18 protein-coding genes are annotated in these 18,970 nt (G+C 72.5%); 7 read left to right on the top strand and 11 right to left on the bottom strand.

Going from position 1 to position 18,970, the window contains the following annotated elements:
* The first annotated feature begins 332 nt into the window (after positions 1–332).
* On the top strand, positions 333–1,439 hold the full coding sequence (locus AB0J08_RS08910; RefSeq protein ID WP_360629212.1) for a hypothetical protein: 1,107 nt from the start codon (positions 333–335) through the stop codon (positions 1,437–1,439).
* 835 nt (positions 1,440–2,274) lie between these two features.
* On the opposite strand, the gene AB0J08_RS08905 is transcribed toward AB0J08_RS08910, so the two are convergent.
* The 4 genes from AB0J08_RS08905 to AB0J08_RS08890 form a co-directional block, all read right to left on the bottom strand.
* The gene (locus AB0J08_RS08905; protein ID WP_360629209.1) at positions 2,275–2,739 is read right to left on the bottom strand and encodes a calmodulin-binding protein; all 465 of its coding nucleotides are present in this window, start codon (positions 2,737–2,739) and stop codon (positions 2,275–2,277) included.
* A gap of 822 nt (positions 2,740–3,561) precedes the next feature.
* The gene (locus AB0J08_RS08900) at positions 3,562–4,857 is read right to left on the bottom strand and encodes a glycosyl hydrolase family 28-related protein (RefSeq protein ID WP_360629206.1); all 1,296 of its coding nucleotides are present in this window, start codon (positions 4,855–4,857) and stop codon (positions 3,562–3,564) included.
* A 315-nt stretch (positions 4,858–5,172) separates the two neighbouring features.
* Positions 5,173–5,574, bottom strand: coding sequence for a VOC family protein (locus tag AB0J08_RS08895; protein WP_360629203.1), 402 nt, complete (start codon positions 5,572–5,574; stop codon positions 5,173–5,175).
* Between the two features lie 163 nt (positions 5,575–5,737).
* Positions 5,738–6,724, bottom strand: a complete 987-nt coding sequence (locus AB0J08_RS08890) for a DUF5937 family protein (RefSeq protein ID WP_360629200.1) — start codon at positions 6,722–6,724, stop codon at positions 5,738–5,740.
* A 70-nt stretch (positions 6,725–6,794) separates the two neighbouring features.
* On the opposite strand from AB0J08_RS08890, the gene AB0J08_RS08885 reads away from it, so the two are divergent.
* The gene (locus tag AB0J08_RS08885; protein ID WP_360629197.1) at positions 6,795–7,667 is read left to right on the top strand and encodes an oxidoreductase; all 873 of its coding nucleotides are present in this window, start codon (positions 6,795–6,797) and stop codon (positions 7,665–7,667) included.
* A gap of 205 nt (positions 7,668–7,872) precedes the next feature.
* Here the strand turns inward: AB0J08_RS08885 and AB0J08_RS08880 are convergent, their stop codons facing one another.
* Positions 7,873–8,568, bottom strand: a complete 696-nt coding sequence (locus AB0J08_RS08880) for a hypothetical protein (RefSeq protein WP_360629193.1) — start codon at positions 8,566–8,568, stop codon at positions 7,873–7,875.
* 648 nt (positions 8,569–9,216) lie between these two features.
* Positions 9,217–10,713 (bottom strand): hypothetical protein, encoded by a 1,497-nt coding sequence (locus tag AB0J08_RS08875; protein ID WP_360629190.1) that lies wholly within the window; start codon positions 10,711–10,713, stop codon positions 9,217–9,219.
* Positions 10,714–11,020: 307 nt separating this feature from the next.
* Between AB0J08_RS08875 and AB0J08_RS08870 the strand changes: the two genes are divergently transcribed.
* Positions 11,021–11,161, top strand: a complete 141-nt coding sequence (locus tag AB0J08_RS08870) for a hypothetical protein (protein WP_360629187.1) — start codon at positions 11,021–11,023, stop codon at positions 11,159–11,161.
* A 246-nt stretch (positions 11,162–11,407) separates the two neighbouring features.
* Here the strand turns inward: AB0J08_RS08870 and AB0J08_RS08865 are convergent, their stop codons facing one another.
* Positions 11,408–11,662, bottom strand: a complete 255-nt coding sequence (locus tag AB0J08_RS08865) for a hypothetical protein (protein ID WP_360629184.1) — start codon at positions 11,660–11,662, stop codon at positions 11,408–11,410.
* Positions 11,663–11,853: 191 nt separating this feature from the next.
* Between AB0J08_RS08865 and AB0J08_RS08860 the strand changes: the two genes are divergently transcribed.
* The 4 genes from AB0J08_RS08860 to AB0J08_RS08845 all read left to right on the top strand — a co-directional run bounded on the left by AB0J08_RS08860 (position 11,854) and on the right by AB0J08_RS08845 (position 14,496).
* Complete coding sequence (locus AB0J08_RS08860; RefSeq protein WP_360629181.1) at positions 11,854–12,054, top strand: hypothetical protein; 201 nt, start codon at positions 11,854–11,856, stop codon at positions 12,052–12,054.
* 397 nt (positions 12,055–12,451) lie between these two features.
* Positions 12,452–12,934 (top strand): GreA/GreB family elongation factor, encoded by a 483-nt coding sequence (locus tag AB0J08_RS08855; protein WP_360629178.1) that lies wholly within the window; start codon positions 12,452–12,454, stop codon positions 12,932–12,934.
* 149 nt (positions 12,935–13,083) lie between these two features.
* Complete coding sequence (locus AB0J08_RS08850; protein WP_360629175.1) at positions 13,084–14,025, top strand: NAD-dependent epimerase/dehydratase family protein; 942 nt, start codon at positions 13,084–13,086, stop codon at positions 14,023–14,025.
* Positions 14,026–14,133: 108 nt separating this feature from the next.
* On the top strand, positions 14,134–14,496 hold the full coding sequence (locus AB0J08_RS08845) for a hypothetical protein (RefSeq protein ID WP_360629172.1): 363 nt from the start codon (positions 14,134–14,136) through the stop codon (positions 14,494–14,496).
* A gap of 105 nt (positions 14,497–14,601) precedes the next feature.
* Here the strand turns inward: AB0J08_RS08845 and AB0J08_RS08840 are convergent, their stop codons facing one another.
* From AB0J08_RS08840 to AB0J08_RS08825, 4 genes are all read right to left on the bottom strand, one after another.
* On the bottom strand, positions 14,602–14,775 hold the full coding sequence (locus tag AB0J08_RS08840; protein WP_360629169.1) for a CsbD family protein: 174 nt from the start codon (positions 14,773–14,775) through the stop codon (positions 14,602–14,604).
* Positions 14,776–15,002: 227 nt separating this feature from the next.
* On the bottom strand, positions 15,003–16,034 hold the full coding sequence (locus tag AB0J08_RS08835) for a hypothetical protein (RefSeq protein ID WP_360629166.1): 1,032 nt from the start codon (positions 16,032–16,034) through the stop codon (positions 15,003–15,005).
* Positions 16,034–18,163 (bottom strand): DUF6571 family protein, encoded by a 2,130-nt coding sequence (locus AB0J08_RS08830; RefSeq protein WP_360629163.1) that lies wholly within the window; start codon positions 18,161–18,163, stop codon positions 16,034–16,036. Before AB0J08_RS08830 ends, AB0J08_RS08835 begins: the two co-directional genes overlap by 1 nt.
* Positions 18,164–18,166: 3 nt before the next feature.
* The gene (locus tag AB0J08_RS08825) at positions 18,167–18,481 is read right to left on the bottom strand and encodes a hypothetical protein (protein ID WP_360629159.1); all 315 of its coding nucleotides are present in this window, start codon (positions 18,479–18,481) and stop codon (positions 18,167–18,169) included.
* Between the last annotated feature and the right edge of the window lie 489 nt (positions 18,482–18,970).

The raw sequence follows: 18,970 nt of genomic DNA, 5'->3' as shown, positions 1-18,970 counted from the left end.
GATGGGTGCCGGCGGCGGCCGAGGAGCGGCCGAACGGTGGGGGCGGAGGGTCCGGCGGAGGCCGCCGGGGCCGGTGGGGCGGGTCGGCGAACGGCCGGCAACGGCCCCGCGGGACATGCCGCAGGCCTGGGCCTGCGGGTCATGCGCTCCTACGATGTGAGGCGCCGTCGGCCTGACCCCGACAGCGTCGGCCGACGCCGGACACCACCGGGATCCAAGGCACCTGGGTGTCCCGTCGGCCACGGCCCGCCCCGGGCACCGGGAGCGGGCTCGTAGCGCAGGCTGCACCACGCAGGCCGCACACCCCTCCTCACCACCCAGGGAGTACGCCCATGCACGCCCGCACTGTCGCACCGTCGTTCAGACCCGTCCGCGCCGTCCTGCTCGTTCTGACCATGCTGGCCGCCGTGGTGGCCGTCACGCTGCCGACGGCCGGCCCCGCCCGGGCCGCCGTGCCGGACCGCTGGGGCTTCGCGTTCCTCGACAACCCGACGCCGCCGTCCGGGTACGTCCCCGACCTCACCCGGCAGTGGGGCAGTTGGCCGTCGCCCGCCGCCAACCCCGTCAAGGTCGACCAGCTCGCGGTCGGCTCGTACCTCGTGCACTTCCCGTTCATCGCCGGCCCGGGCGGCATCGCCCACGCCACCGCGGTCGGCCGCACCGGCAACTGGTGCCAGATCAAGGGCTGGTCCACGGCGGGCACCGGGCAGGACGTCGCGGTGAACTGCTACCGGCCCGGCGGCGCTCCCGACAACACGCTGTTCACCGTGCTCTACACCACCAGCAGTGGGACGCCCTCACCGGCCGGCGGCAGCTACGGCTACACCTACTCGGACATCTCCGGCGCGGTGCTCGCCCAGTACAACTCGGCCGGTGCGGTCAACACGGTGAGCCACGGCTCGACCGGGATCTGGAAGGCCTGGCTGCCCGGCCTGGGGCTGTCCACCGCCGCCGGGAACATCGAGGTCACGGCGGTCGACGCGGTCCAGGGTGCGCGCTGCAAGGTGGCCGACTGGGCGCCCGCCGCGTCCGGCCAGACCGTCGTGGTCAGTTGCTTCGACGCGGCCAACGCCCCGTACGACACCAGGTGGACGCTGAGCTACTCGCTCAAGCGGGCCCTGCACGGGCCGGCGTTCCCGCCGAAGTCGTTCGGCCACCTCTGGTTCAACGGCGGGGTCCCCGCGGCGACCAACTTCAACTCCAGCGGCGCGACCAACACGCTCGCCGGATCCGTCCCGTTCACCGTCACCCTGCCCGGGGTTGCCGTCCCCTCGGACACCGCGCACGCCACGGCCTACGGCCCCGGGCCGGGCTGGTGCGGGCTCGCCCTGCCCTGGGCCCGGAGCGCCGGGACGGTGAAGCTCTACACGATCTGCTTCACCACCGCCGGCTCGCCCGTCTCGACCCCGTTCCTGACCGCCTACACCTCGGCGTTCTGACCCGCGGGGCCGACCCCGCCCACGCGGGGTCGGCCCACCCTGGGTCGGCCCACCGCCGGGCACGCACTCCGCGCGGATTGCACTCCGCTCCTTCGCTTGCCCGGGACCGCCCAGAAGGATCACCCCTGCGATTCCATGGCAGCGTGCCGGAGTGGGCTTCCGATTGGTTCCTGAGGTCTGCCCTCCTCTCCCCGAGGGCAAGGGGCGTCGGTCGACACGGGCAAATGGCCCCTGCCCGTTCGGCCCGTCGCCGCGACCGGACCGGGCGGCACCGAGCCGCATCGGGGGTTTGCCCGCAGGCGGCGCTGTCGTGCGGCTCGGCGGGGCGTCCCGGTGGGGTGTTCCGGCGGGGCGCGTACGTGGTGGTTCGTGGGGCCCGGGAGGCACGACGCGTGCCCGAGGCCTCCGGGGGCGGGCGGTCCCGCCGGCCGCGCGCCCTTCCGAGGGTGCGTCGAGGGCCGGCCGCGCGCCCGTGCGATCTACGTGACGCATCGTCAAATTCTTATGATAGCAGCCGGTTCGTACCGCACCACGCCGCCTGTGCCGCTGCGGGGCGTCCTCGCTCCGGCGCTCGGGTCGGCGCTGCGCGCGGCGGTCACGGTCCGGTGCAGCATGTCGTCCTGCCGCACGAGCGAGGACGCCCCGGCCGTCGCGGGATCGTTCGGCCCGGCCGTCGCGCCGCCGTCCCGCCGACGGCCCGGCGACTGAGCGCCGTGCGGGGGTGTCGCCGGGTACTCCGGGCGAATTCTTGGTCGAAACATGACAGCTCCGGCCGCCGAAGGATCCGGCGGCCGGAGCGACAACGGGCGCGGTCAGCGCCCCGGGGTGTGACCCCTTACGGCGCGGTGACCTCGCGCGTCAGCTTCGACTGCCACGGACACCAGGTCGAGCCCGGCAGGAGCGCCCCGCCCACCTCGGACAGGTGGTCGTTGACGTAGGAGATGCTCGCGTCGCACACCTCCATGGCCATGCCGAAGAAGCTCACCGAGCTCGGGGCGAGCTGGTAGTTCCAGGGCTTGTTGTACGAGGCGGGGGTCTTCACCACGGTGCCCATGACACCGACGTTCTCCGTCTCCACGCCGCTCAGGATGTTCCGGGCCTGCTGGATCCGGGTGGAGTCGGTGAGCTGGAACACGAAGGTGTTCGTGCCGTCGGTGAACTCGAAGTAGGCCGGCGCCACCGCGGCCGCGGGGCGCGCCCCCGCGGCGTCGTTCGGGGTCGCCTGCGCGGGCTGGGCCAGCGCCACGGCGAACATGGCGACCGCGCCGAGGCTGGCGACCTTGGTGATGGTACGTCGCATGACTGATACCTCCATAGGGTGTCCGACGGGCCGCGTCCACGACCCGTCTGTCAACGAACCTAATCGCGAAGGCGACGTCTTGGTCCGCCGGCCGCGGGAAGTGCCTCAAAGGGCTCCGGCGTCCCGTCGGAGCCTGCCCCATCGGGACGTTGTCGCGCCGAAGCCCACGAAGGCGGGCGTTCTGGGACTGATGGACAGTCAAAAGAGGTTTGAGGAAGGCAGGTACGGCTTCGGTCATCGGCTGCCCTTTGGGGCGGCCGGCCGCCGCGCCGGGTCGAGAGCCGCCGAGCGGGCGAACGTCCCGGCCGGGGGGAGCAGCCCGCGCCGGGCTGCCGCCGCACCGGCCCCGCATTCGGGCTCGTCGACCACGGGCCCCGGTGGACACGGCGCCGGGCGCGACAGCGGGATCCGAACCGGGGGCGCCGCGCCGGGCCTCCCCTCACCACGAGCCGCCGTCCCCGGCGCTCCGGAGGCCTGGCCGGGCCCGATGTGCCACCGTGGAATCCGGGGGGCGCACCCTGTCGGGAGAGGAGTGGCCATGTCGTCGAAGCGACGCCGCAAGAAGAAGGCACGGGCCAGGCACAAGGCCAACCACGGCCGCCGCCCCCAGTGCTGAACACGTCCTGAGCGGTCACCGGCGGCCCGGCGAGGGGTCGCCGGTGACCTTGGGCCGTCACGCCGCGGTGTGCGGTCCGGCCGGACGCTGCCGTACCCCGGCACGCGGGCGACGGCAGCGTCCCCGCTTGAGGTCGCCGACACCGTCCGCTCGCCGGCCGACCGCCCGGCGAGCGGCTGAACGGCGAGCGGCTGAACGGCGAGAGGTTACGCGTTGAGCGGCGACCAGAGCCAGGTGCTGTTCACCCGGACGTACAGCCGCTTCGACACGGTGTCCACGGCGAGCGTCCCGTCGGCCGGCGGCCGGGTGAAGGACGCGTCGCCGACCGGGCCCGCGACCAGGCGCAGCGGCGCGTTCGGCGCGTGCTTGGTCGGCAGGGTGCCGCCGGCCTGGCTGACGGTGGCGCCGGCCTGGGTGGTGTTCCCGTACGTGTTCTCGATCCGGAAGTCGCCCGAGCTGGAGCTCTCGTAGTACACGTGGTGGCCGGTCGGCCTGTATCCGTAGAGGCCCACCACGTCGCGCAGGACGGCGACCGTACCGGGGCCGGAGTAGAGGTCGACGCCGGAATTGATGGTTTCGACCGACCCGTTGGCGATCAGCACGTTCTCCAGGGCGCTGGCGATGCCGGCCCAGGCGATGATGTTCTGCGGGGTGGAGTAGCCGGGGGCGAAGTTGCCGGCGTAGGCGTAGATGTCACGGGCGTAGACGTGCTTGCAGGAGGCGTCGATCCGCAGGTGCGGTCCGCCCTGCATCTGGGAGGTCTCGAACTTGCAGTCCGTCAGGTAGATCCCGTTCGGGTTGTTGTGCGCGTACGGGCCCTGGGTGACCCACAGGCCGCCGGTGCCGAACGCCTCGAACCGGCAGCCGGTGAAGTGGATCTGGTTGACGTTGTCCTCGCTGAAGCCCCAGCCCTGGACGGCGGAGCTGTTGCGCAGCCAGACGTTGGGCTGGGTGGTGCTGCCCGCCGGGCCGGTGCTCGACTCGACCACGAGGTTGTAGAACCGCGAGTCCCAGCACTCCACGGCGTCGATGCAGAGGTCGTTGTTGGACGTGATGTAGACGTCGCGGACGTAGGTGTTGTCGTTGTAGTACAGCTCCAGGACCAGGCCGGTCCGGTGGTCGCCGTTGAACCCCAGGTCCTCGACCGCGCAGTACCGCCGGTGGGTGGCCCCGCTCGCGTCGGCGCCGCCGCCGGACAGCCGCAGCAGGATGCCGTCCGCGCCCTTGACCAGCATGGATGCCTTGCTCCCGGCGCCGACCAGGCGGATCCCGTTGCCGCCGACGGTCAGTGCCGGCGCCCCCGCCGCCGGGACGACCCGGTACTTCCCGGTCGGGAGGTAGACCGTCCCGCCGCCGGCCGCGGCCGCCGCGTTGATCGCGGCCTGCACGGCGGCGGTGTCGTCGGCCGCACCGTCGCCGACGGCGCCGTAGCTCCGTACGTCGAACCAGCCCGGCGTGGTGTTCCCCGCGGTCGCCGCGCCGGCCGGGGTGGCGGTCGCCACCGCCGCCACACCCGTCAGCCCCGCGACGGCTCCGGCGAGCAAGGCCCGCCGCCGAGTCGTCGGCTCCGTCGAAGCCCCCGTGGCCCCCGTCGTGTTCACTCTGTTCCCCCTGGTACTTCTGTCGATGGCGGCCTCCCTGGGCCGACCCGGTCGCCGCCAAGATCGCAGTACGGGTGACGACCGGTCAAGTCCTCCCTGCGACGCCGTGAAGCGCCGGGGGGCCGGGCGGCGGTGGGCCGGCGGTGGCCCGGGGAGGGGGCGTCCGCGGTCGCCGCGGCGGCGGGGTGGCCGACGCCGGCCACCCCGGGCGAACGGTCAGCCGTCGCCACTGCCCGCCCGGCTGCGCTCGCGCAGCGAGATGCGGTTGCCGTCCGGGTCCACCGCCTCGATGCGGATGCCGAACCCGTAGTCCTCCGGTTCCGGCTGGTCGAAGGTCACACCGCGGTCGCGGAACACCTTGAAGTCCGCCCGCAGGTCGTCCGATTCGAGGAAGACCGGGCCGGGCTGGCCGGCCGGCTCGGCCGGCTGCCCGGCGGCCGCGGCGTGCGCCCACAGGACGATCTCCACCGGGCTGCCGGGGACGCCCACGGTGAGGAAGCGTCCGCCGGGATTCGGGAAGTCGATGCGCTTCTCCAGGCCGAGCTGTTCCGTGTAGAAGCGCAACGCGCGGTCCTGATCGGTGACGTAGAGCGTGGTGTACATGATGTTCGTCAGCATCGTGTCGTCCTTCCATCGGTCGGGCTGTCCTACTGGATCGACGGATGCCGCCGGGAGAATGTGACGGATGGAGGGTGGAATTCCTCCGACGGATCGTTCGGAGGGCTGCCGGCCGACCCGGGAGGCGCCTGCCCGGGTCGGCGCCGAGCCACCGTGAGCGGCCTCAGGGGCGGGCGGCGGAGAGGACGGCCTCGGCGACGGAGGTGCGGGCGTAGAGCACCGAGCGGCCGGCCCGGTGGGCGCTGACCAGGCCCGCGTCGCGCAGCGCGGTGAGGTACTGCGACACCCCGGCCGGGGACAGCCCGGTGCGGCGGGCGAGTTCGGTGGTGGAGGCCGGTGAGTCCAGCTCGGTCAGCAGCCTGGTCCGGGAACGGCCGAGGACGGCGGCGATGGCATCCGTCCTCGGGGCCGGCCGGGACTCCCACAGCGCGCCGATCCCGCGTGCCGGGTAGGCGAGTTGCGGCGGCTCCGGTGGCGTCAGCCGGGTGAGCAGGTGCGGCCCGGTGAACGCCGAGGGGATCAGCAGCAGCCCTTCGCCGGCGCTCTGCCGGGACAGCGCCCGCCGCCGGGCGATCCGCAGCGCGTTGTCGTCCCAACTCGCCGAGGGGTGAAGTTCGTTGAGGAGGTGGCCGGTGCCGTGCTCGGCGACCTGCCGGGCCCGGTGGAACACATCGGCGTCGAGTACGGCCCGGATCCGTGCCCAGTAGGGCGCGATCGCGAGTTCCCAGTACGCCTCGATCTCCTCCGTGACCCTGGCCAACCGGTCCTGCGGGGATGCGTGCAGGGCCTGCAGCCGGGAGCCGAGCAGGCCCTGTTCGTCCGCCAGGCGTTCGAGGTCCTGCCGCACCCGGGAGGCGGGCGCGGCACGGATCCCGGCCAGCTCCTGTGCCAGGGTGGGCGCGGGTCCGGCGGGCGCCGGATTGAGGAAGTCGGCGACGTAGCCCGAACGCGGGACGAGCTCGGCGAGCCACCCCCGGTCGAGGCCGGCGGCGGCCACCCGCGGCCGCACCTGCTGGATCCACGGTTGGTGCACGGGGTGCGTGGCGCCGGAGGCGAGCAGCCGGTAGCTGGTGCCCACCTCCCACATCGGCGAGACGGCGAACCGCACCAGGGCCAGGTCGGTCGCCGAGAACGCCAGCTCTGCCGGCACATGGACTCCTCAGGATTCGGACATCCCCTAATCATTGGCGGCCAGCATACGTCCCGGAGATCATCCGGGCATGACCTCAGAGACGACCGCCCCGGCCACGGCAGGCAATTGGAAGATCGGCGACCTGGAACTCACCCGGATCGGCTACGGTGCGATGCAGCTGGCGGGCCCGAAGGTCTGGGGGCCGCCCCGGGACCGGGACGCCGCCCTCGCCGTCCTGCGCGCCGCCGTCGGGGCGGGCATCACCCACATCGACACCAGTGACTACTACGGCCCGCACGTGGTCAACGACCTCATCCGGGAGGCCCTGCACCCGTACCCCGGCCACCTGTGCATCGCCACCAAGGTCGGCGCCCGCCGCACCCCCGACCGCGCCTGGCCCGCGGCGCTGTCGCGCGACGAACTGGTCCGCGCCGTCCACGACAACCTCCGGCGGCTGGACGTGCCGGTACTGGACCTGGTCAACCTGCGGATGACCGACACCCGGGCCGCCGCCGACCTCGTCGAGCCGTTCACCGTGCTCGCGGACCTTCGCGAGCAGGGCCTGATCCGGCACCTCGGGGTCAGCAACGTCAGCGCCGAGCAGGTGCGGGCCGCCCAGGAGATCGCCCCGGTGGCCTGCGTGCAGAACCACTACAACGTCGCCCTCCGCGAGGACGACGACCTCGTCGACCGGTGTGCCGAGCAGGGCATCGCCTACGTGCCGTTCTACCCGCTGGGCGGCTTCCGCCCCCTGCAGCTCGACGCCCTGGACGACGTCGCCCGCGACCTGGGCGTCAGCGCCCGGCAGGTCGCGCTCGCGTGGCTGCTGCAGCGCTCCCCGAACATCCTGCTCATCCCCGGGACCTCCTCGGTCGCGCACCTGCACGCGAACATCGCGGCGGCCGCGGTCGAGCTGTCCGACCGGGCGCTGCGCACCCTCGACGCGGTCGCCACGCGCTGAGCCACGAGCCCCGGTGGCGCGCGGGCCATCCGGCGATGGTCTTCAAACCCGTCGAGTCCGCCCCGGCCCGCTGGCGCTCCGTCGACGGCGCCACCTCGTCCCAGTCTTCCGCGCCGGAGCCCGCTTCGAACGCGGTCAGCTCGTCGAGTGCCCCGGGACGGACGCGGCTTGAATGCGCAGTGGCGACGTCGGGCGGTGCGGGGCCCTACATCAGGTCGCTGATGATCGGGTGATCTGTGGAGAGGGAGCAGGTGAAGATGCGCATGGTTTCCCGTCTTCCGAGTACGACGGCGGTTGGCTCCTGGCGCCGAAGCCGATCGCTCGGACCACCTTCGAGGAAGCCGACGGGAGCCCAGCTTTCCGTGCCCCCGTCCCACTCGTTGCTGGCGATGGCGGCCACGAAGAGCATCCCGCTGCCGCACGTGTCGCACCGCACCGGCCCGTAGTAGCCCTGGTGGTTCCAGGGTTCATGACCGCCGAGCTTCCAGCCCGGGGCCGTTGAGAGATCCCAGGAGTAGCGGGGTTCGTAGTCCTCGGGGTCGTCGGGGCCGGGGTAGGTCGCCTGCTCCCATTCCTCGACCTTGGCTTCGAACTCCTCGCCAAGGGCACCCGGGTGTGGGTACTCGGTCACCGGCTCCGGTCGCAACAGGCATGGGGTGGGCAGATAGCCGGGCTCACCGATGGCCACCGGTTCCGGCGGCGCCAGGAAGCGATCTCCCACGTCAGCGGGGTGGCGGTAGCGGACCTGGACCCACGGGCCGGCGATTCCGTTGTAGGACACCGCCGGACCGTCGTAGACGTGCTGGAACGGACACCACAGGATCTGGAGGATGTCCATGCCCTCCGGAAAGCCGTCGTACCAGGGCACGTCGTGCGCGTACACCTGCATCACGGGCAGCAAGGGCCATGTCTCGTCCGCGGGTATCTCGTCCCAGGTGATCTCACCGTGGTAGGCGAACCTTGTCGACCGCTCACCTCGGACGTTGGCGGGGCGATGGGGCTGCCTGTGCATCAGATGACTGCCGCCCGGGCAGGTGGGCCATGCTTCATCCTCCGGCCAGGCAAGTGGTCCTCCGACGGAGCTGTCACGCGGGCCCGGAGTCGCCGGCGCAGGGTGCAACCGGACCGCTGTCCTTGCATGGCCGGCGAGTTCAGGGAAGACCGAAGTGACATCCAGCGGCCGTGGCGAAGAGACAGCAGCGTTCATCGCCGTCCCCGACTGCTTCCCGTGTCACCCACGCGGCCAGTAGCAAGACCATCAGATGGCCATGGCATCAGGACCGGACAAGCAGGCTTTTCCTTGATCACATGCGGCATCGTACGGGGGTCCGTCCTCCCGAAACAGGGAGCCTGCGGCTTCCGGACCACGGTGGCGGGTCCACTGTTCCACAGGGCTTGACAATTACTCGGTCGCCGTCGCACGTCGGCCGGGGGCTACGAAGCGACCCCAGCCACCTGCTCCCGGACCACTTGGTAATGATCACGACTGAGGAAGCTCCCGCACCGCCGCGCCTGCCGACCCAGGAGAGGCCCGGAACCGGTGCGACCGTCACGCCTGCCCGTCGAGCGCCGCCACCAGGCGGTGCAGCATCGGCGGGGGCAGAGCCGGGTTGGCGGCGGCCTTGTAGGCGAGTTCCTCATCGTCTAGGAGTTCGATGAGCCGCCGCAGCGACAGGCGCGGGTGCCGGGCGGCGTCGGCCCGTACATCCGGATCGGGGTCCGCGGACAGCCGGTCCACCGTGGCCGAAGGGGTCTGTGAGCTGAGGAGGGCGAGCCGTCGGACCATGGGGTCCGCGGCCTCGGCGTAGCCGGCCAGTTCCTCAGTGGGGAAGTTCGGACGGGTCGTCAGAGACCACCGCTCGCGGCCGGTGTATTCCAGGAAGCTGCGCAGCAGCAGACCGGCCGGGGCTTGCGGGTGGTTCTGGGCGAGCAGGACTCGCACGCCCAGATCCGAGTCGCACGACAGGCGCGCCACGAGGTCCGGCGGCAGGCTGGGATCGTATGCGGCCCGGCGACGCAGCGGAGGGTGGCCGCTGAGGGCATGGTGGCGGGACTGCGCCGGGTCGTACATCGAGGCAGGGATGTGGGAGCGGGCGAAGGTCTCGTCCGAGCTGACCTGGTAGTCGATCGCGGAGCGTTCTTCCTCCGTGAGCGCCGGGTGTACCGAGATCCGGGTGCGGACCGCCACGTCGGAGTCGTTGGCGAGGGCCTGCCGCTGTTCCACCGCCAGTTCCGGTCGGCCCGCAGCATTCTCGCGTACACGGGGGTCGGGATCGCGGGCGAGCAGTGCCAAGACGTCGAGCGGGAGGCTCGGGTTGCCGGCGATCATCGCCAGATCCTCGCGCCCCACCGGGGCTGCCAGCACTTGTTCCACCACGCGGCGGGAGAGTGCGCCGTACATCAGCAGGTGGGTCCGCGCGTGGCAGGACCGATCGGGGAGTTCGCGCTCGACGTACTCGGGATCGAGGTGTCTGCCCGCGCGCAGGGCGTGCTCGCGCACCCCTTCGTCCGGGTCGGTCAGCAGGGCCGACTGTTCCTGTGGGGTCAGTTCCGACCACCAGTTGCAGGCGTAGTCCCTGACCTTCGGTTCCGGATGCGACGGGAACGTCCACCGCGCCGACCTCGGGACCTGCCGATAGAGCGTGCCGAGGTGTTCGGGGTCGTAGGTCGTGAGAATCCGGACCACCGTGTGCTCCGGGAGCTTGCTGGGCTCGTGCGAGAAACCTGGTCCCCGACCGAGCCAGGCTCGGACCAGCCAGTGCGGGTCGTCCACCAGTCGCGCGCGCTGGGCGGGGTCGATGTGCGGGTTGGCGGCGAAGAAGCTCCGGGTGCGGTGGTCGGGGTGGGTGATCACCGCATCCACCACCTCCTCCGGCAGGTCCCGATCCCGGCAGAGGGTCATCCGCACGGCGGCCGAGTCGCAGGCCAGCAGCCTGAGCAGCACGTCCGTGCCGGCTATGGGGTTGAGTGCCACCCCGGCGAGCCGCCGGGCCGGCAGATCGGCGGCCAGCCAGATCGCTTCGGCTGTGCGTGGACGATGGCTCATGACCGACAACTCCCCCTGATCGAGCGAAGCGGCGATTCTAGCCCCGGGAAACAGGTGGAGAGGGCGACGGCGGGTGCTCGGATGCGCTGTGCTCCTTCACTGAAGACCGACACCGTTGCCCTGCTCGCCCGTATCGAGCGCTGCTACGACGCCGCGCCCATAGCGGCTACGGGCGGGCGAGGAGCTTGCTGTTCGGGCTCTCGCGGAGCCACTGGATGGCCCGGAAGAGAGCCGGAACGGCCTGGGCGACCACCCGCCCATGGCCTTGCTGCGATGCGCCACCCCTTGGGACGTCATTCAGCCCGACATGACCGGCAACATAACGGCAGACCTGGCCGTCGACTCCGGCCAGTGCATGCTCGACCTCGGCCGCACGGACGAGGCCCACGCCCGCACCGACGACGGCATGAGCCTGCTACCTCCAGCAGATCGGACTGGAGGGCGGTGAGACACGACCGTGCCGAGGGACCTGTTCCGGGTTGGCGTGGGGGTTGTGGTGATCACTCGAACCGCACCACAGACATGTCTCACGCACACCTCTGCGGGTGTCGCCCTCCGCGACGCGGTCGCCACGCGCTGAGGCACGGGCCCCGGTGCCGTGCGGGCGATCCGGCCCGGCGTACGTCGGACCGGCGGGCGATGGACCGGGGCCGGGGGTGGCTGATCGGCCTCCGGGTGTCAGGGGCGGACGTCGTCACCGGGCGGGGGTGATGTCCGCCAGAGCGGCGAGCAGGCGGGTGTGGACGGCGGCGGCGACCTCACGGGTGACCGGGTCCGGGTCGTCCAGCCGGTCGGCGATCAGCTCGGCGGCGGCCGCGACGACCGGGACCGGCAGGGAGGCCTCGCGCAGGTGCAGGAGCTGGGCGGCGGCCCGTTCGCTGGCGGTGGTGGCCCGGGACTGCGGGATCAGGGAGGTGAGGCCGCGGGGTTGCTGGTGTGCGCTGCTCATCCCGTCATTGTCCGGGTTCCGGTGCCGTCCCGACGCCATCCCGCCCGCCCGCCGGTGTACAGCTCTTCCCCGGCGGGCTGCGGACGCGCCCGGTTCCACCATCTGGCCCCGCGTTTCCCCTACCGTTGTCCGTTTTGGGGTTCCGGGAGCCAGGATGGATGAATGGAGTGCTGGACGACCTAGGAGGCGGTATGAACGACCGACCCGATTCGATTCAGTGGCCCGGCGGGGTCACGCCGGATGCCCTGCTGCACACCGGCTCCGGCGGTGAGGTCACCGCCGAGGACCTGGTGCTGGCCTCCGGGCGGGACATCACCCCGGAAACCCTCGCGTGGGCGGAGCGCAAGCTGGCGGCGGAGGGCCCTGCCGCTCTCGAAAAGCTGCTTCCCTGAGCATCCCGCTCCCGCGGACCGCTTCCGGGGCCGGTCGGATCGACGCCACCGCGGCGCCGATCCGACCGGCCCCGGTCCTGGTCCGGCCCCGGTCGTGGTCCGGAGCGGGCCGCTGACGGTCCCCGGGACTGCCCGCCCGGCGCACCGACCGCCGGGAGAGGCGGTGGACCGCGCACGGAGAGTACTCGGACCCGGCCGGTGCCAGGGCGTGCCGGTGGGCGACCGGATCCATCCGCAGCACCCGGCAGGCGGCGTCGATGACCTGCTGCGAGGCGCGCGCGGTCCCGGGCCGGGTGCGCGATCCTGCCGGGCGACCGCCTCGAACAGGAGTTGCTATGCTCGGAAATGCCCTGTTATCGGCGCTTCGTTCTGTCCCGCCAACACCACGGGAGCAGGAATGACCGGTGTCCCCGAGCCCATCAGCCCCGACGCCCGCCAGGCCCTCGAACAAGAGCTCGCCCAGCTGCGCAGCGAACGCGACGCGGTCGCGGCGACCTTGAAAGGCACCGGTACCGATACCGTCGGCGACCTGGCCGACCAGGCCGACGAGCTGCAACGCGTCACCGAGACCGCACGGCTGGAGGCCCGGATCGCGGCGGTCACCTCGCGACTGAGCGAAGCGGCCACCGCCCCCGACTCCGCTCCCGACGTCATCGGGGTGGGCAGCGACGTGACCCTGCGGTTCGCCGACGGTACGGAGGAGACGATTCAGATCGGCGAGCTCGCCAACGAGTTGGAGCACACCCTGGCGACCTCCGACAGTCCGCTCGGCCATGCCCTGCTCGGTCATCGCACCGGTGACTCGGTCACCTACGACACACCGGCAGGTCCGGCCACCGCGATGGTCCTGGCCATCGGTGCGCCGCCCGGCAGCGCCTGAGCGGACCGGTCACGCCGCGTCCGAGGACCGCGCGGGGCGGCCGCCGGCCCGGGCCACGGCCCGTCGGTCGCCGAGCTCGGGAGTCGGCCGGCGCCCGGAGGACGGACATCTGACGCAGGGCCACCAAGCAATCGCGCTAGTGTGCGTGCGTGAGCCTTCATGTCGTTATGGGATTCGGGCCCGCCGGGGCGGCCACTGCCAGGCTGCTGGCCGGGCAGGGGCACTCGGTGCGGGTCGTCACCAGGTCGGGTCGGAGCCCGGAGCCGGGCATCGAGCACGTCGCGGCGGACGCGGCGGACAGCGGGCGGCTGATCGAGCTGTGCCAGGGCGCGGCCGCGATCCACAGCTGCGCCGCGCCGGCCTACCACCGCTGGGTGAAAGACTGGCCGCCGCTGGCCTCGTCGGCCTGCGCGGCGGCCGAGGCCAGCGGGGCCGTCCTGGTCATGCTCGGCAACCTCTACGGCTACGGCCCGGTGGAGGGCCCGATGACCGAGAAGCTGCCGCTCGCGGCCACCGGTCCCAAGGGCAGGGTGCGCGCCGCCCTGTGGGAGCAGGCGCGGCAACTGCACGAACGGGGCCGCATCAAGGCGGTCGAGGTGCGGGCCTCGGACTTCTTCGGCCCCGGTGTGACCGTCGGCGGTCACCTTGCCGGGCGGGTCGTGCCGCGTGTGCTGCGCGGCAAGTCGGTCTCCACGATGGGGGATCCGGACGTCCCGCACAGTTGGAGCTACCTGCCGGACGTGGCCAGGGCGCTGGTCGAGGTCGCCGGCGAGGAACGGGCCTGGGGGCGGGCCTGGCACGTGCCGACGGCGCCCGCGCTGTCCAGCCGCGAGATGGTCGACCGCCTCGCCGCCCGGGCGGGAACGGGACCGGTCGCGGTGCGCGCGCTTCCGCCGGCCGTGGTGGGGGTCGCCTCGCTCTTCTCCCCGCTGGTCCGCGAGTTGAAGGAGATCCGCTACCAGTTCGACCGTCCGTTCGTGATCGATTCGAGCGCCTACGAGGCCGAGTTCGCCGTCCGGGCCACCCTCGTCGACGAGCAGGTCGCGGCGACGGTGGAGTGGTGGCGCGAGCGGGGCGCCGCCACGGGCTGACGGCCGGCGGGCACGGCGGGCGCGGGCTCGACGGCGGGCCGGAGACGCAGTGCCGGGCTGGCGCGCGCTCGGCAGGCGGCCAGGGGCCGGTGGGCGTAGGTTTCGGGCATGACCAGTGACGAGACGACGATCCCGGCCGTGGGGGTGCGGGGGCTGGACGAGGTGTTCGAAGCGATCGAGGTGGCCAACCGGTCGCCACAACCGTGGACCGGTTTCGAACACGGCGTGCTCGGTGCCTACCGGTGGGCCGCCGGCGCCCAGCCCGGAGCCCCGGTGACCGCGGCCGCCCCGCTCGGGGCGTCCGGCGGACCGTGCCGCGCACAGCTTCTCGCCGAGTGCCAGGCGGCTGCCGTCCGGGTGACCGAGGCGCTGCGGGACCAGACCGACGCCGCCTACGCCCTCGGCGCCTACCAGGCGCTCGCCTGGCTCTGCGGCCACGCCGAGCACCGCCCCGGCCCCCGGCCGCAGTAGCCGCCCCGGCGCCTGAAGGCCGGTCCTCGCCGGTCGGCGTCCGCCCGGAGGAGGGGTGCCCGCCCGTGTGGCGGGCACCGCCGCTCCTCCGTTCCTCCGGACGGCTCAGTGCTTGAAGGCGTCCTTGATCTTCTCTCCCGCCTGTTTGGCGTCACCGCTCACCTGGTCGGCCTTGCCCTCGGCGGTCAGGCGCTCGTTGCCGACCGCCTTGCCGGCCGCCTCCTTGGCCTTCCCCTTCGCCTTCTCCGTGATGTTCTTGGCCTTGTCCTCAGCGCTCACGGCTGACCTCCTTCGTGACGTTCGAACAGTCCGCCGCCGTCCGGAGCGGACTTATGCCGCATCTGCCCCGAATCGGGGGCTTCATGCAGTGAGCGCGCGAACGTGGCCGCCCTGGCGGGCCCGGCGGCCCGAAGGTGTCCCCGCCGACCGGAAGCCCCGAGGACCGGAAGCCCTACCCGCCGGAAGCCCCGACGGAAGCCCTGAAGGTCAGGGCGGTCCCCCCGGGGTCAGGAGGCGCCCTGCTTCAGCTGTCCGGCCGCCGAGCCCCGTTCGCGATCGGTGGACGCGCGGGCCCGGTCCCGGAGGGCGGGCAGGCCGATCCCGTCCTCGTCCTGGCGGGTGGCGTCGGCCCAGAGGTCCAGGAGCCCGGTGGCCTGCGCGTTCAGGCGCGCGAACCGCTCCTGCGTGGTGGGCGCCGGCCGGGCGAGCAGTTGCAGCCAGGTCTGGGCGAGGTACTCGGCAGGGGCGTCACCGAACGTCGGCGGCGTCGGTCCGGTGGGGGCCAGGCCCTGGAGCGCGGCCTCCTGCCAGGCCGCGCGGTCGCCCCCGCCGCGACCGCGCAGGACGTCGTCGGCGACACCGTCGAAGACCCCGGCGGGTGCGGCCGCGCGGGCCAGCGGGTCCGCGATCGCGTCCTGGGAGGGGCCGGCAGGGCCGGCATGGCCGTCGGAGCCGGTCGGAACGGCGGCCAGGCCGGCCGCGCCCTGTCGCAGGTCGGCGCCGCGCAGCGTCGCGTAGGCCGCCGGGTTCTCGGCGAGGCCGCGCAGGACCGCGATCAGCTGGTCCTTCCGGACGGCGAAGTGCACCCCCCGGTCGTCCTGCCAGGCGTCGGCGGCCGGGCCGTCGTGCGCCATGGCGGTGTTGCTGATGCCGGTGAGCACCGCATGGGTGTCGGCGGCGTAGTCGGCGAGGGCCCGGGCGAGCGGGTCGCGGACGTCCGGGTGTACGCGGTGGTCCGCGGCGTCCGCGACGGCCAGGACGACCGTGCGCATCGCGTGGGCCTGCGCCAGGGTGTGGGTGCCGGGCTGCTCGCCGGTGGTGGCCCGGCGGAGCCCGTCGGCGAGTTCGCCGCACGGCATCCCGGACCGCCAGGACGCCCCGAGGACGGTGCGGACGCGGTCGTCCGTGCGCAGGCCGGCGCAGTCCCGGTCGGGGTCGTCGCGCCCGAGCGTCCACCAGATCCCGGCGCCGGCCGCGGCCGCCACCGCCAGGGCGACGGCGGCGGCCGCGGTGCGGCGGGTGGTGGGGGCGGCCGCCATCAGGCGTTGCCCCGGCCGAGGTAGCGGCCGGCGACGTCGTTGCTGCGGTTGCGGCTGTTGAGCATGTCGTCCTGGAGGGAGTTGATGGTCGCACCGTCGGGATCCATGCCGCGGTCCCTGGCCCAGATGCCGATCATGTCGGACATCTGGCGGTTGGCCCCGAGGTAGGTGTCCGAGATCTTCGCGTTGGCCTCGGTGTTGTTCTGGTCCTTCTCCTCCAGGCTGACCGCGTACGTCCAGGTGTCGACCAGGCGCTGGGCGGCGTCGCCGAGCGGGGCTATCGGCGTGATCGGGGCGCCGATGGTGTGGTAGAGCACCTTGGCCTTCCAGTCGGCCTGGGCGTTCTTGTCGTCGCGCAGGTCCATCGCGGCGTCGGCCCGGATGGCGTCGAAGACACCGAGCGCGGCCGCGCCCTTGCCCATCGGGTCCTTCATCTGGGCCTCGGTGGGGTTGGGTCCGATGGCGGCCAGCTCCTGGTCGATCCGGCCGGTCTCGGCGCGGTGCAGGGTGCCGTAGGCCGCCGGGTCGTCCGACAGGCCGCGCATGAACCGGACCAGGCTGTCCTGGCCGACGGCCATCCGGGTGGTGTCGCCGTCCTTCCAGACCGAGTCGTGCCCGGTGTGGCCGTTGTAGGCGTCGTTGCGGCCGTTGAGCAGCTCGTGGGTGTCGCCGACGTAGTCGGCGAGGGCGTTGGCGAGCGGCCGGCGCAGGGTGTCCTTGACCTTGTCGGCGCCGTGCCCCTCGTCCATGGTGACGATGGTGTCGTGCATGACCCGGGCCTGGGCCTCGGTGTGCTTGCCGTCGTGGGCCGTACCGGCCCGTTCGCCGGTGGAGGCGGCCTCGATGGCGGCGGCCAGGCCGCTCTGGGAGAGCGGGTCCTCCATCTTGATCACGCCGGTGTAGCCGGTGAGGTAGCCCTCGGGCCAGTCGCGTTCCTTCAACAGGTAGTGCAGCCGCTTGTTGGCGCCGTCGGCGCCCGGGTCGAGGTAGGAGGTGGCGGCCTCGGGCTGGCGGCCCATGACGCCGAGGACCTCGTCCAGCGGGTCGGCGCCCAGCGACGTCCCGTCGTGGGAGGCCCGGTAGCTCCAGAGGCCCGGGTGCTTCTTCTCGCTCGCGGTGATGTCGTCGGCGAGGTCGGTGAGGAAGGGCGTGGAGTACTTCGCGTCGCCCTTGGTCATCAGGGTGCTGAGGATCTGGTAGCCGTAGACCGGCTCGGTGTTGGAGCCGAAGTTCTTGGTGCCGTTCTCCTTCAAGCCCTCCCGCCACCGCTTGTAGAACTCGGTGTTCGGGTCCTGGGTGGCGGAGGCGAGGGCCCGGGTGAGATCGGTCTGCAGACCGGGGTAGCTGCCTTTCCGCCCGTCGTCCTTGCCGGGGTTGTTGAGCTTCTCCGCCAGCTTCAGGGTGCCGTCGGGGCCGAGCTTGTCCAGCAGCGTCTGCGAGAACTCCGGGCTGTCCGCGTTGGCCTTCATCAGGTTCGCCAGCTGCGCCCGCTCGTCGCCGTCCAGGCTGTCGATCCGGGTGGCGAGGTCGGCGGCCCGCTGCGCGTCGGCCTTGTCACCGCCGCCCAGCGCGGAGCCGTTGAAGGAGTTGTCGACGCTGCCGGCCTTCGAGGCGCTGCGCAGGGCGCGCGCGGCCCGCTGGTCGGCGTCGGTGGCCCGCCGGATGCCCGCCTCGATGGCCTCGGTCCACTTTCCCGCGGCCTCCTGGTAGGCCCGCTGGGTGTCGGGGTCGTGGTGGAGGTCGTTCAGCGTGCCCTTGTCCATCGAGCTGGTGTCGAGCACGGCGACCCCGGTGCCGGTCACCTTGAACCCTGCCTTGACCGCGCCGTCAGCCGCCTCACGGACCTGCTTCTGGGCGGCCTCGAAGTCCGCGCGCGCGTCGTCGAGCAGCGATGCCATGGCATTGGCTTCCACCTGCGCGGCCGAGATCTGGCCCTTGGTCGCCATGAGTTGGAAGTTGGCGAGACCCGCCGTTCCGCCGGTCCAGAGCCCGTTGCGGGTCACCGACAGCACGTCACGGTCGAAGTTGGTCTCCATGGTGTGGAACTTCTGGGCCATCTCCCGCCACTTCCCGGCGGCGGTGGACAGCGTGCCGGGGTTGGCGTTGAGGACGTCTTCGTATCCGAGCATGGGTCACTTCACCTTGAGCGAGTCGGCGATGGACTGGTTGGTGGTGTGGTAGTTGAACGTGGTCTGCTGCATCGCCGCACTGTTCTGGTGCAGCCGCGCGGTCAACTGGTCCACCTGCTCGTGCCACTCGGTCAGCGCCGCGCGCATCGCCCCGGCGGTGTCCCAGCCCTTGTGCGCCGCGGCCGCGGCGTTGGTCGACTCGTCCGCCAGCGCCCCGATGGTCCTGCTGTCCAGCGCCATGCCGTTCAGCGCCGACTGCGCGCCGTTCATCGCCTGACCGTTGAGACTGAACTGCCCGTTGCCTGCCGGTGTGCTCATTCTCGCCCGCCCCCGTTCCGTGCGTTCCTCGCGCGCCCACCGGGGACGGGGAGCGGTTGAGCCGTCGCGCAACTCCCGGGCTTCCAAGGGCCCCTGAGCGCGCTGATCGTCACCGGACGTGCCGTCGACCCACCGGGCGCATGGTCGGCGCGATCGTACTGGAAGGCGGGCGTTCGATTCCGGGAGCGAAGGGGACCGGCCCGGGACACCGGCCGGCCGAGGGGGTGCAGTTGGCGGCCCGGCCGGTCGTCCGGCGGTCGTTCGCACAGGTCAGGGAGCTCGCACCCGGGCTCCGGGCCCCAGGAGTAAAGGTTTCGTCATGATTGCCCGCGGCAGTCGGTGCCGGGCCGGATCAGTCCTGGTTCTCCAGCACCGCCTTCCTGCCCCGCGTCGCGCCTGGTCCACATCCGGGCTGGAGCGCTTCCCGGCCGGCGTGGTGCCCCCGCCGGGCGGCCGATCGCCGGAGCGGTGCCGATTGCGCCCTCCGGG

Origin of the sequence: Kitasatospora sp. NPDC050463 (assembly GCF_040655255.1) — a bacterium.
Classification (GTDB): Bacteria; Actinomycetota; Actinomycetes; order Streptomycetales; family Streptomycetaceae; genus Kitasatospora.
Note: the sequence above shows the minus strand (reverse complement) of the source record. Positions and strands in the feature narration are given on the sequence as shown.